Raw genomic sequence first — 13251 nt, forward strand, 5'->3', positions numbered from 1 at the left:
CTAATGACCATTGACCGTGGCCAATGACTGTTGACTTACAGTCCAAGCTCGCTCACCTGCCCGGCAGCCCCGGCGTCTACCTCTTCAAGAACGAGCAAGGAGATATCATCTACATCGGAAAAGCCGCGGTGCTCGCAGACCGGGTCCGATCCTATTTCCAGAAGGGGGCGGACCACAACCCCAAGACCAGTCTTCTCGTCAGCCACATCGCCGACGTAGAAACGATGGTGACTCGCTCCGAGCTCGAAGCCTTGATTCTTGAGAGCAACCTGGTCAAGCGGCACAGACCTCGCTTCAACATCGTGTTGCGGGACGACAAGCAGTATCCCTATGTGCGGCTGCCGGTCAAAGACGATTTTCCTCGCCTCTCGATCGTGCGCCGCGTGCAAAAAGATGGGGCGTTGTACTACGGGCCCTATACCCCGGCGAACGCGCTTCGGGAGACGTTGAAAGTCATCAAACATGTCTTTCCTCTCGCCACGTGCACGATCGATATCGACGGGACCGCCGCCCGCGCCTGCATCGAATTTGAGATTAAGCGATGCATGGCACCCTGCACCGGCAATCAGTCGAAGGAGGAGTACCATCAGATCGTCAAACAGGTCCGTCAATTCCTGGAGGGCCGGGATCGCGAGTTGCTGGACGATCTCCGTGCCCGCATGGAAGCGGCGGCGGAGCGGGAAGAGTTCGAAGAGGCAGCTCGACTGCGGGACCGCCTCTTCAAGATCGAACGGATGCTGGAAAGGCAGCGGATCACGCAGACCTCGGCTACCGATCAGGACGTGATCGGCTTGGCCAGACAGGGTTCGGCGGTGGACCTCCAGATCCTGTTCGTACGCGGCGGCTTGCTGATCGGACGGAAAGATTTCTTCTGGCCTCAGGCGGCCGAGGTGCCCGATGAGGAGCTGGTCCATTCCGCCATCGAGCAGTTTTATAACAAGGACGGGCAGCCACCGAGAGAGGTTCTGATCCCAACCGACATCGAGGATGCTGCGCTGATTCAACAATGGCTCTCCGACAAGCGAGGCGAATCTGTTCATGTCCGTTCGCCTGAGCGAGGCGCCAAGCATCAGCTCGTCCTGTTAGCCGAGGAAAATGCGGCTGCAGCCGTCGCTGATCATCTCCGTGATGAAGAGCTTGACCGGCAGGCCGGTGAAGAACTGAAACGGCTGCTGCGTCTGGAACAGGCTCCGCGTCGTATTGAAGGGTTCGACATCTCTAATACGATGGGCGACCAATCGGTGGCTTCGATGGTCGTTTGGGAAGACGGACAGATGAAGAAGGCGGACTATCGGCGGTTCAAAATCCAAACGGTCACGGGGGCCAATGACTTCGCAAGTATGAAAGAGGTGGTGATGCGTCGCTATGGCGAGACCTGTGACGAGCCGAGTCGAACCGGTGAACAGTTGGCTCAGCCGGATCTGATTCTCATTGACGGCGGATTAGGCCAATTGGCTGCCGCTCTGGAGGGGCTCAAAGAAGCCGGACGACAAGGGCTACCCATGATTGGATTGGCCAAGGCACGCGGCGACAAGGAGGAGCGGGTCTTCCTGGCGGGGAGAAAAAACCCGATCGCGCTCAGGCCGCAATCTCCTTCCACCCATTTGCTCCAACGCATTCGTGACGAAGCCCATCGCTTCGCGATCACATTCCATCGCAAGCTGCGCGGCAAATCACTGGTCGGCTCCAAATTGGATCAGGTCATCGGAATCGGTGAGATTCGTCGCAATCAGCTGTTAGAGAAATTCGGCAGTCTCGACAACCTGGCTTCGGCCAGCGACGAAGCTCTCCGGGAAGCCGGACTCACTGCAACGACCGTCTCAAATCTCCGTCGAGCGCTGGATACATAGCATCCATCAGCCACGACTCGCCGCTAAAATAGAGTGAGCAAGCTGAACGTTCCTAGGTGTACGGACGCGTGGTACGTTCCATTGACGGTCGGATTCAGATTGTCCACAACGGTGCGTGATTCATAGAACCACTCCTGATAAGCGAGGTCCAGTCCGATGCCCTTCGGCCAAAGAGGTGACTGTCCGCTGCAGGGAATTATCCCCAGTAATCGCCCTGTGCCCTTGCAAAGAAAACCTGTACCAAGAGACAGGGTATGAGCCGGCAAGGAAATGGTGGAAGGGCTAAAGGTCCGATCGGGAACGGGATCATCCGTATACGTATAACCGGACCGAACGGCTATCTCCCAGTGAGGCAGCCAGGCAGGATTCAACCATCGGTACTCGGTTCCAAGTGCGATGACCGGGACATCCTTCCAGTCCTGAGGTTGTGGGACCGTTCCTCCGTTCGACAGGCTGACATCAAGGTTCTTATTTGAACTCCAGCCCACATACTCGACATCGAGTTCCACCTTCCACTCCCGTTTGCTTGTGCGCACCGGCCAAACAGCCACAGCTCCAGTAAAGACTTGCGGCAGCGCTAGATCGGTGGAAGCGTCGGCGATCTTGGCTCCGTTGACCAACAGAGACCCATTCAAGGGCACGACGGCCTGCGAGCGATAGACGAACCCGAGGGAGACGATTGGTCGACCGTCTCCGTTTCTCACAGGTATATAGAGCAGGCTGGCCTTTACACCGGCGCCGGTTCCGGTTCCGTTGAATTCGATTGATGCTCCCGGTGGGATCCCGAGAGCTCCAGCGCTGATCCTTGTTTGCTCCGCTTGGCCTTCGCCAAGAAAGCTCGCAAATGTATAGATATCGACGCCCACCCCGATCGACAGATTTTTGGTCACTCTGTAAGCGACGGTTGGCTTGATATCAATTAACGGCAGCGCAGCCGAGGTTACAGCCGTGTTGAAAGGACCATCGACCGGGTAGCGCGTATTTAGGCCGAAGGGCGAAGTCAGCCCAATTCCGACGGTCACGGAGGAAAGAATGGGAAATCTGACCGAGGAGAGGTTGGTGCTGAGATAAAAGTGGCTTGGAGGGGGCCAGTTCACGCTGCCGTTGAAATCGCCGCGACTGTCAACGCCGGTAGGGCTCTGGTAGTCGACAGAGCCGCCGACCGCAGCGGAGCCGAACACGGTTTGAATGCCTTCTACTTGGGCCAAACCGGCGGGGTTGTAGTTGATAGCTGATGCATCATCGGCCTGGGCCGCAAAGGCATTCCCCTGTCCTGCGGCGCGTGCCCCTTGAGGCTGAAAACGAAGCGCCTGAGCCTCGACACCCGTGGGTTCCATGAGACAAGACAAGAGGATGACGATGACGATACCTCTGCCGAGATACCATGCATGCGTCACGGCATGAACCCTCTCCAAAACGTTCCTCCCGCCTGAGGAGCGGCTACAATGTCCGGCTGTGATCCTCGTCAACGCATTTCATTCGATGTTAACCGTAATGGTGGAATGGGTCACAGGGATAGAGGCGATTAGCTCTAGAGTAAAACTGGGACGATCCCAGTAAAATTTGTCGTGATTCTTGACTTGATTGTATAGTATGTTCTACTTGTGCTGTCAGCTCCGGAGGTTCCCCGATGACTCATACACCAACAAGACTGCCTTTCCCGCACAAGACGTTCGACACGCTCTCCAAGACCGACTGCCGGAACTTCATGGAGATTCTTCATTTCATGATGCAGGTTGAGACTCCTGATGACGTGCGGGACGTGCTTCTTCGATTCCAGAATTATTTCTCCTTTACAAGGGCGCTTGGGGGACTCGTTCGCCTTGGACCAAATCGAACCTTTGCGGGCTTCGGTAATGTCGTCAACGCCAGTTATCCTGATGACTGGCTCTACATGTACTGGAAAAACGGGTTTGCGGAGGTCGACCCGGTGTTCAAGTCAGCCTTGAAATCACCAGGCACGCAACATTGGCAAGAGATCTATCAGAACATGTCCTCCGAAAAGGAGCAGGAGTTTATCGCCACCGCGCGCCGATTCGGTCTGCGTGACGGCATCACCACGGGCTCCGTCGATCAGGCCTGTGGAGTCGCCACGTTCTGTTCGTTTGCCAGCGAGCAGTCGCTTGATGCAAAGCGAGTGATGCCCATTGTCGAATACATCGGATATTACATACATATGGCTCTGCTCAGAACCGCGCCGAAATCGGTGCCGGCAACGAATCGATGCGTCAAAGAGCTTTCTTCCCGAGAAGTCACGATACTCAATTGGATGAAGAATGGAAAAACCAATTGGGAGATCGGCAAGATTCTCGGAGTCAGTGAACGAACCGTACGATTCCACATCGAGGGCATCTTTTCCAAACTCGAGGTGACCTCCCGCTCTCAGGCCGTTGCGACTGCCATAGAACACGGGCTGCCAGCCATTCATGGGTTGCCAGCCGCCACCCAAGCATGAATTGGAGCAATTGCGGGTCACCCGCAATTGCTGTTGCAAATCCGCTTCTAGCGGCTAGGCGGCGCGTACCAGAAGCCGATCTTCTGCCAATTCGGCATATTCCCGTATGTCGCTTTCCTGGCCATTTCTTAGAGACGGTAGGTATGCCGGGCTGGTGACCGGCTTCGTTGCTGTGAGCCAATCGAGCATGCTGGGACGATCCGTTGAAGCTTGCAGGCGAAATTCTTCCAGATCGAGTAATCCGCCGATAGAAAGAACCTCGGCCGGTGGTAATGCTACCGGTTCACCTATGGCCAGGCATGGCCATCCCATGCGCTGGACCACCCGCAAGAGCCTGTGCTCCACCACCATATAGGTGTAGCGGACTTCATGAAGCAGACACCATTGATACATGCCCTTAAAGATTGTTTTCATCAGCCTTGCCGAAAGACCACGATCCGCGATCGCTGGATCAACGGCCAGTCGAGTAATTTCCGCCGTATCGGTTTCCTTTCGAACCCGGTGACTACCCACGAGACAGGCGCTGAATTCGCTCTCCAGCATGAACGGGACCGGTGCATGGGTCATGCGGACCAATCCCAGCAATCTGGTTTCATCTGCAAATACCCCGATTGAAGTACTCCACGCATCATACACATCGGCTTCGAGTCGGTTGGCCTGTTCCGGTACCCACTTCAGCCGTTCAGCGAATACGCGATGTCGTAACCGATAGGCCTGGGTCATCTCTTCCCTTGTTTCGAGTGTCTTGACAAGAAATTCTCCCTCGTAGAATGCGATTCCTCTTTCCTCTCCGACTGCTGTGGCTTGCATGTGGACCTCCTTTGGGGGGTAAGCGCCCGATATAAACCCTATTTATTTGCGGACATAGGGTCGTTCGGGATGGTTTGCCTCAATGGGTCCAGATGGTTTCATTTCTGGAGCAATAGGTCACCTGGCGCATTAGCCAGGGGTTTTACTAGTCATTACACCCTACAAGTACTGGACATTCGGACCTGATCTGGCCGCTTTTTGAGGGCTTACGTGAAGTGCAAACGCTGACGTACTAGAGCGAGGCAGGCTGTTCCAGCTTATTCACCTAGGAATTGCCTGGCTGATATGTGGGCGTTTTACTTGTCGCCTTAGCGCAAATATTTTCCATTCGATTTCGAAGGAGTGGGCTCTTTTGAAAAAACACAGAGGAGGTGAAGGGGGGTAGTGGCGTGACAGATGACAAGACCAGTCTTCGATTGAATTGTTGGACGGCGAACTTCGACCCACAACAGCACTCTCCGTCTAGCTGGGGGTGGGTTGGACGTATCAAGGAATCCTTCGGCCTGCGCCAGTTGGAGCCAGGTGCCGATGAATCATGAAGTGCCGCCAGCCACCCCCTGGCGGATCCGCCAGGTGATTTCCCGTCCGTGATGCACTAAATATCCAAGCGTCATCTGGGTGGTTTGGCTTCGCAAAGCTCAAGCAAGAGGATCGGGAACCAAGAAGATCGGGAACCAAGGAGGTAAGTATGAGAGAAGGTAGGACACGGCTTCGATTATTGCACGGTAGACGTCGATCGACCTCTGCAGTCTCAGCTACCACGTCGGTCCGACCGGCGGAAGCCTCGATCAACCTGCACCAGCTAAAGCCTTGTGCGGGTGAGTTGACGACGGCGATTCAAGCGACTGAAAGCCGCTTGAATACCCTCCTGGAAGATCGCACCCGTATCGGTCGCGATCTCCATGACTGCGTCCTGCAGTCGTTGTATGCCATCGGCTTGAACATTGGAACGGATCAGCGGGCCCGGAGGAACCACCAAACGGCGGACGCAACGGAGGCTGACGACCAGGTAATCCTGCAGCTCAATCAACTGATTCATGAGGTCCGTGGGATGATTCGAGAGTTGGAATCGGGAAGTGTGCAGGCGTTTGACTTGTCGTCAGAGCTCGTCGCGTTGTGCGCGACCTATGAGCAAACAGGACGGCTACACGTACAGCTGGATCTCCAACGCGGCGCCATTGATGTTCTCACGAATGAGGAAGAGCGAGAGATTCTGAACATCGTGCGGGAAGCCCTCAGCAACAGCGTCCGCCATGCCCACGCGACAGAGGTCGTCGTCTCGCTTCGCATGCGAGGGGCCAGAATTCGGGTGAGTATCCTTGACGATGGCATCGGATTTTCGACGGCGGACGGACAGCCACGAGGATATGGGTTGGCCAATATGGAGGCTCGAGCGAAACGACTCGGTGGGACGTTGAAGGTTCAGTCCAAGGCCGGACAGGGCACACAAGTCATCGCAGAGTTTTCTTTGGAACCACTTCTAGTGTCCGTATGAGGTGTCCATATGAAACAGTCACAGACCAGCATCGTGCTTATCGACGACCATGAGATGGTCCGTAGAGGGCTACGTGCGCTGCTCCATCTCGAACCGGATCTGGCGATCGTCGGGGAGGCAGCAAACGTGGCGGCAGGCGTGGCGCTCGTTGAACGTCTGACCCCCCACATGGTGCTACTCGACGTGAAGCTTCCTGACGCTTCGGTGACCGAGGCCTGTCGGCGGCTTCTGGCCGTTGTACCCAAACTTCGGATTCTCGTCCTCACCAGTTACGCTGAAGATTCTACGGTGATGGCAGCAGTCCAGAATGGTGCCCACGGATACGTCCTCAAGGATGTCCGTATGGATGACCTGATTCGTGCCATTCGCACCGTTGCTGGTGGCCATGGTTATCTCGACCCGCGAGTCACCCAGCAGGCTCTGCATTGGATTCGGACCAGTTCACATCTTGGGGAGGCCTCCAATGGGACTTCCCGGCTGTCTCCACAAGAACGCTTAATCCTGCCGCTTCTGGCTGAAGGAAAAACAAATAAGGAGATCGCCGTCCAGCTTCGATTGAGCGATAAAACCGTGAAAAACTATCTGGCCAATATCTTCGATAAGCTTCATGTCAAGCGTCGTACGGAAGCCGTCGCATGGTTCATGAAAGAGGCCCATGTGCCCGGTGCCACACGAGGTCAAAACTTCTAGCGCCTCTGTAACCTGCTCGAGCCCCTGGTGCGTCCGCCTTCGTAAGACCTCCTGACCGCGACGCTCCCTCTGGCATCGGTAGACCCGCTGGTTCTATACTACCCGCGCAAGATAGACTCACCTGTGACGGGAAGCGGACTAGCCATATAGCTTCCCCATGTGTAACACCTAGGCCCTTCTCTATGACTGTGCCGCTGGGTACCGACAGCTCAATATCAACCGAACTCGGTGATCTCCGCCGCCAGGTTTTCGAATTGCAACAGGCGTTGGTCGACGCCGAACGCAACCGTGTTCCAGAACACAGCTCGGCATGCAAAGCGTTGGAACGAACCGTCGGCGAACTCAAGCAGGAAATCGAACTGCGTCAACAGGCTGAATCAACGCTCAAGGCGAGCGAGCAGCGATACCAGGCACTCTATGAACAGAATCCCTGCATGTGTTTTGCCCTCACCACCGACGGCCTCGTGCTATCCGTAAACCGCTTGGGAGCTGATCGTCTGGGATACCTGAAGGAGGACCTGATCGGCCAATCCATCGCGAAGCTGTGTGATTCACGCGACCAGCAAACCGTGCTGACACATCTGAGGGACTGTGCCGACAGTCCCTACCAGCTCTTTCAATGGGAAGTTCAAATGATTCGGAAGGACGGAGCCAGGCTGTGGGTCAGAGAACAAGCGCGGGCAATCCATGACCAGACAGGCCATATCCTCGTTCTGGTGGTCTGCGAAGACATCACGGAGCCCAGGGTGATGGAAAATCAGCTCACACAAACCTCGGGCCTGCTCCGTACCCTCGTCAGAGAATCAGCGCTCCCGCTCGTCAGCCTCGATCGAGCCGCGCGTGTGACCAGCTGGAATCAGGCCGCCACACGCCTGTTTGGTTGGTCGGAAGAGGAAGTGCTGGGGCGCGAACTCCCCTACATCCAACCTGGCGAAGAGGCAGTCGCTGATATCCTGTGGCAAGCGGGCACTCAAGGCAAGTTGGCCGGCCCCATCGAGCTGAAACGCCGGCGCAAAGACGGGATTGTGCTCGATCTCCTCCTCTGGCCCGTTTTTATCTACGACGAGTTCGAGCAGGTCTCGGTCGCCGTCGGTATCTATGTGGATCGGTCGGACCTGAAGCGGGCCGAGGAAGCCAAGATTAAGAGCGAAGCCCGACTCCGCTCATTTCTGGACGCCCTGGACGATCTCGCGTTTGAGTTCGATGAGAACGGACAATATCTCAATGTGTGGACCCGCAATGCAGACAAACTGCTTCTGCCGAAGCAGGATTTGGTCGGCAAGCGATTGACCGACATCTTTGGGCTCGAGACAGGTTCCTACTATCTTGAAACGATTCGTCGCGTCATTACGACAGGCGAAGCAGCGACCGTTGACTATACCCTGTCGTTGGGTGGGGAGTTACGGTATTTTTCAGGCATTCTGACGCTTATTCCGGGAAGCGGACCGGATCGCGCCACGGTCGGGTGCATCGTGCGCGACATCTCCGATCGCAAACGGTCCTATTCACTTCTTGAGGCCGCCATTAATTCGGTCGCGGACGGCCTGCTCGTGATAGATCGGCAGGGTAAGGTGACCAGCGCCAACCAGCGTTTCCTACATCTGTGGAATATTCCGCAGTCCCTGGCCGACTGCCGAGATGATGAGGCATTGCTGGCGTTTGTCTTGGACCAACTCCAAGATCCCGATGCTTTCCTGCGCAAGGTTCGAGAGCTGTACCAGAATCCGAAACAAGAGAGCTTCGATGTCCTTGAGTTCAAGGACGGACGGGTCTTCGAGCGCTATTCTCGACCGCAGATTCTCGATGGTGAGACCGTCGGCCGTGTCTGGAGTTTCCGAGATGTCACCGAGCACAGACGTGCCGAGGAAGCCTTACGCACGAGCGAGGGTAGGCTTCAGCGCTTCCTGGCCGAAGCCCCGGTCGGCCTCGGTATCCTCGATAGAACCTGGCGACTGGTCAGCGTCAACAAAGCCTTGTGTGCACTGACAGGATATGAAGAACATGAACTGATCGGCAGTTCCTATGCGCGGTTTACACATCCGGAGGATCTTTCCGCCAACATTGTGCTGACGGACGAATTTTTTCGCGGGATTCGATCGGAATATACCTACGAAAAGCGATACATTCGTAAGTCCGGTGAAATTATTTGGGTCTCAGTCAAAGCGACTCGCGTTGAATTAGCAGGCCATGCCGAGCCTCTCCTTCTTGCCGCGGTTCAGGACGTTACCGAGCGCAAACTGGCGATGGAGGAACGCGAGCGCTTGAGCCGAGACCTGCACGACAATATTTTACAAGCCCTCTACGCCGTCGGTATGCAGTTGGAAGCCGGCAAGCTGGCATTGAGAAATTCATCCCGACAATCCAAAATCCATATGACGCAAGCCGTTGACCAGTTGAATAATCTGATGGTCGATGTTCGGCGGTTCATTGCCTTGCTGACGCACCGAACCACCAAGCAGCCGGATTTTGGGCAGGTTCTCCGGCAGCTCATCGCTTCGATGACGGGCGCCGGCCAATCCGCACCTGAGCTGGACATCACCAACCCGGTCCTGTCCTTCATCACTCCCAAGCTGGGAGAGCAGTTACTCAATATCGTACGAGAAGCTCTCAGCAACAGCACTCGTCATGCTCGCGCGTCCCGTCGGTGGGTTCGACTTAGGCTGGCGGATAACACGATCCACTTGATCGTCGGCGACAATGGGGTCGGATTGTCCTCCAAGCGCAAACGTCGAGGCGGTAGTGGATTAGGCAATATGGCAGCCCGAGCCAAGCAAATCTCCGCCGCCTTCACGCTGGAGAGCGCGCCGGGGAAGGGAACCACGGTCCTGGTCGATGTTCCGCTGAAGAAGGGAACTGTGTATGAAGAAGTCTAGACCCATCCGGCTCGTTCTGGTAGACGATCATGAGGTCGTGCGTATCGGACTCTCTGCGGTCCTCAATTTGACACCCGGGTTCAAGGTTGTGGGGCAAGCTGGGCGGATGGAAGAGGCGAAGCAACTCTGTTATCGCCTTAAACCGGATCTCATATTACTGGATATCCGACTGCCGGACGGCAGTGGGGTAGATGCCGCGCGCGAGATTCTCGTGAAGTGCCCCAAGACTCGGGTATTGTTCTTGACGAGCTTCGCCGACGATCATACCGTGATCGAGGCTGTGCTTTCCGGCGCACAGGGCTACATTCTGAAGGACATTGCGTCCGAGGCTCTGATCCGTGCCATTCGGACCGTAGTCTCCGGTGAAGCGCTCATCGACCCTCGCTTGACGAAACAGACAGTGGATTGGCTGAATCATATGTCGAGTGAGCCGGGGCACTCAAAACGCTCTCTTCTTACGCCACAGGAGCAACGCCTTCTGCCGTTGGTGGCCAAGGGCCTGACGAACAAAGAGATCGCCCATCAGCTGAGGTTAAGCACAAAGACCGTGAAGAACTATCTTGCGAATATCTATTCGAAACTGAATATCGGGCGTCGATCCCAGATTGCGGCCATCTATGCCGGGAGCTTTAAAGGCTCAGGGGCACTTTACCCATCGAGACTCGCCGAACCGATCAAATCTGACCGTGAAAGGACGACTCCCCATCTCAACTCTTGTTGATGCTCCCCGGGTACTGTGAGGAAAGGCGCAGCCCGATTGTAGATCAAATCTCCATCCGTCCAAATATCAATCTCTCTCTACCTCACTCACGAAACACAGGAACGTGGCGGCGCATTGCATTGACAGTGTTGCACTCACTGAATAGGATACGCCTCGCTGTCGATTCGTCACTGACGACAGGTCATCGTTCCATTGTGAGGAGGTGTTCATGTCCGATTCGCATTCGCTCGAGTCCCGAGAGGCCCAGAGATCACCAAAACCGTCTCACTCGGCCGGCAATCAAGTCGAGGCGGTTTTCGAGGTGGTCGTCTTCGCCAGTCGATGGATTCAGGCTCCGCTCTATGCAGGCCTCATCGTGGCGGAGCTACTCTACGCCTACAAATTTCTCATCGAGCTATGGCACATGGTGGCGCATGTCCACCAGGTGGAGGAGACGGTGTTCATGCTGGGAGTTCTGGGACTGATCGATGTCACGATGGTCGCCAATCTGCTGACCATGGTCGTGATAGGGGGGTACGCCACCTTTGTGAGCAAGCTGGACTTGGACCAACACCCGGACCGACCTGATTGGCTCACCCACGTCGATCCCGGGACGATCAAGATCAAACTCGCGGCCTCGCTGATAGGGATCTCCAGCATCCATCTCCTTAAAGCTTTCGTCGACGTGGCAAACGAGAACCCTGAGCATATCAAGTGGAAGATCTTTATTCACATGACATTTTTGGCTTCTGCCATCTTACTGGCCTGGACCGACAAGATCATGCAGAAGGACAAAAAACATTGAAAAACTCTACGCAGAGATCTCCTCGCACATTGAGTGTTGATGTTGCTGCGCCTTCATGTACAGCGTAGCCGCTTGGGTGCGGCGTTCGATCTCAAGTTTGGCAAACATGTTTCCGATGTAGTTTTTCACTGTCTTATCCGACAGCACCAGTTTCGCGGCGATCTCTTTATTGGTGTTTCCCTCGGCAATGAGCGCGATAATGCGCCGTTCTTGCGGTGACAGGATATGCAACGAGGACCGGGCGCACATCGTATCCTGCTGCCGTCTCAAGAGGTGGAAGGTCTGGTCGGCTTCTTCCGAACCGAGGTAGGAACCACCCCTAGCGACTGTACGAATCGCTCCGACCAGCTCGATACGGCCGGTACTCTTCCGCAGAAACCCTTGTGCCCCAGCCTCGATTGCGTTGCGGAATGCTTCGGCGTCACCGTCCATCATCAAACTGATGATCCGAACTGATGGAAGGACCTGACGGAGGGTCTTGTAGAACTCAGACTCCGAACGGCCTGAGAGGCCGGATTCGAGTAAGACCACATCCGGCTTGGTTCGTCGCGATTGGGAAAGCACGTCCTCTGCATTGTCGGCCGCACCGAGAACATTGAGGTCCCGTTGCCCTTCCAACAGCGCCCGCACCCCAGCCCTGACGATTTCGCAGCCATCTGCGAGGAAAATACGGATCCGGCGCGAGGGCGAAGAGATGATACTTGAGGAGGCAGGGACGATCCACTTCTTGTTCTGTCGCGCTCGTCGATAGTTTTGAGTTTTGTGTCGCATCGAAACACCCTCCTCTCTGACAACCCGCAGCACGAACTCGATTCTGTGTTAAGGCTAGCAACAAATGCTGCGCACCAATATCAGCTCGACTCTGAATTGGATATCGTGATTTGTCCTACATGGAATCATGGAATTCACCGATTCTCTGTCACGCAAGCCGATGAAGGACGGCGTAACGGATGAGCTCGGCGGTCGTTCCGAGGCGCAGCTTTTCGAGTAACTTGGTCCGATAGGTGCTCACGGTCTTGACGGTCAGCTTCAATCGCGTCGCAATCTGTGAGACTGTGAAGCCTTTAGCGAACAGAGATAAGACTTCCATCTCACGAACGGAAAGGGCTTCATTAGGCCATGTCTCATCATCGTCCGTCGCGGGGTTGTCGATCAGTTCACGGAACGGTTCCATCACCACTTGGCGTCCGGAAAGGATGGTCCGAATGGCATCGGACAGTTCCCGCGCGGTCGCCCCTTTGGTGAGATAACCGGAGGCCCCGTAGGCCATCGCGAGGCGTGCATACTGCGCATTGTCGTACATGGTCAGCACCAAACACCTGAGGGGGGGGCACAATTGTTTCATTCGCCTCAACACCGTCAAGCCGCTGATATCCGGTAGCCGGAGCTCCAGAATCACCAGCTCCACGGGCTCCGCCAGCACGATCCGAATCGTGTCCTCCCCGGTAGACGCATCCCACACCACCACCGAAGGGAAGTGGCTTTCTACCACTCCCCTGACGGCCAGGCGAAAAAGAGGATGATCGTCGACGAGTAGGACAAGCATGGGCAACCATGAGCCTCTTACGCAAAA

General features: G+C 55.7%; 11 protein-coding genes. 7 read left to right on the forward strand and 4 right to left on the reverse strand.

Annotated features, from left to right (window positions below; all coding sequences use genetic code 11):
- Positions 1-23 precede the first annotated feature (23 nt).
- On the forward strand, positions 24-1850 hold the full coding sequence (gene uvrC, locus P0119_02140) for an excinuclease ABC subunit UvrC (protein ID MDF0664855.1): 1827 nt from the start codon (positions 24-26) through the stop codon (positions 1848-1850).
- A 23-nt stretch (positions 1851-1873) separates the two neighbouring features.
- On the opposite strand, the gene P0119_02145 is transcribed toward uvrC, so the two are convergent.
- On the reverse strand, positions 1874-3247 hold the full coding sequence (locus P0119_02145; protein ID MDF0664856.1) for an outer membrane protein transport protein: 1374 nt from the start codon (positions 3245-3247) through the stop codon (positions 1874-1876).
- Between the two features lie 233 nt (positions 3248-3480).
- Here P0119_02145 and P0119_02150 point away from each other — a divergent pair, with 233 nt between their 5' ends.
- The gene (locus tag P0119_02150; GenBank protein ID MDF0664857.1) at positions 3481-4305 is read left to right on the forward strand and encodes a LuxR family transcriptional regulator; all 825 of its coding nucleotides are present in this window, start codon (positions 3481-3483) and stop codon (positions 4303-4305) included.
- A 54-nt stretch (positions 4306-4359) separates the two neighbouring features.
- Here the strand turns inward: P0119_02150 and P0119_02155 are convergent, their stop codons facing one another.
- The gene (locus P0119_02155; protein ID MDF0664858.1) at positions 4360-5115 is read right to left on the reverse strand and encodes a GNAT family N-acetyltransferase; all 756 of its coding nucleotides are present in this window, start codon (positions 5113-5115) and stop codon (positions 4360-4362) included.
- 688 nt (positions 5116-5803) lie between these two features.
- On the opposite strand from P0119_02155, the gene P0119_02160 reads away from it, so the two are divergent.
- From P0119_02160 to P0119_02180, 5 genes are all read left to right on the forward strand, one after another.
- Entirely contained in the window at positions 5804-6610 is an 807-nt protein-coding gene (locus P0119_02160) for an ATP-binding protein (protein MDF0664859.1), read from the forward strand.
- 9 nt (positions 6611-6619) lie between these two features.
- Positions 6620-7300, forward strand: a complete 681-nt coding sequence (locus tag P0119_02165) for a response regulator transcription factor (protein ID MDF0664860.1) — start codon at positions 6620-6622, stop codon at positions 7298-7300.
- A 182-nt stretch (positions 7301-7482) separates the two neighbouring features.
- Positions 7483-10173, forward strand: coding sequence for a PAS domain S-box protein (locus P0119_02170; GenBank protein ID MDF0664861.1), 2691 nt, complete (start codon positions 7483-7485; stop codon positions 10171-10173).
- Positions 10160-10894 carry a response regulator transcription factor gene (locus tag P0119_02175; protein MDF0664862.1) on the forward strand — a complete coding sequence of 245 codons (735 nt, stop codon included), beginning with the start codon at positions 10160-10162 and terminating at the stop codon, positions 10892-10894. The genes P0119_02170 and P0119_02175 overlap by 14 nt, the downstream gene beginning before the upstream one ends.
- Positions 10895-11102: 208 nt before the next feature.
- The gene (locus P0119_02180) at positions 11103-11678 is read left to right on the forward strand and encodes a TIGR00645 family protein (GenBank protein MDF0664863.1); all 576 of its coding nucleotides are present in this window, start codon (positions 11103-11105) and stop codon (positions 11676-11678) included.
- A gap of 6 nt (positions 11679-11684) precedes the next feature.
- Here P0119_02180 and P0119_02185 read toward each other — a convergent pair whose 3' ends face one another.
- Both P0119_02185 and P0119_02190 read right to left on the reverse strand, forming a co-directional pair.
- Entirely contained in the window at positions 11685-12449 is a 765-nt protein-coding gene (locus tag P0119_02185; protein MDF0664864.1) for a response regulator transcription factor, read from the reverse strand.
- A gap of 148 nt (positions 12450-12597) precedes the next feature.
- On the reverse strand, positions 12598-13224 hold the full coding sequence (locus tag P0119_02190) for a response regulator transcription factor (protein ID MDF0664865.1): 627 nt from the start codon (positions 13222-13224) through the stop codon (positions 12598-12600).
- Positions 13225-13251: the final 27 nt, after the last annotated feature.

The organism is Nitrospira sp. (genome assembly GCA_029194665.1).
GTDB lineage: Bacteria > Nitrospirota > Nitrospiria > Nitrospirales > Nitrospiraceae > Nitrospira_D.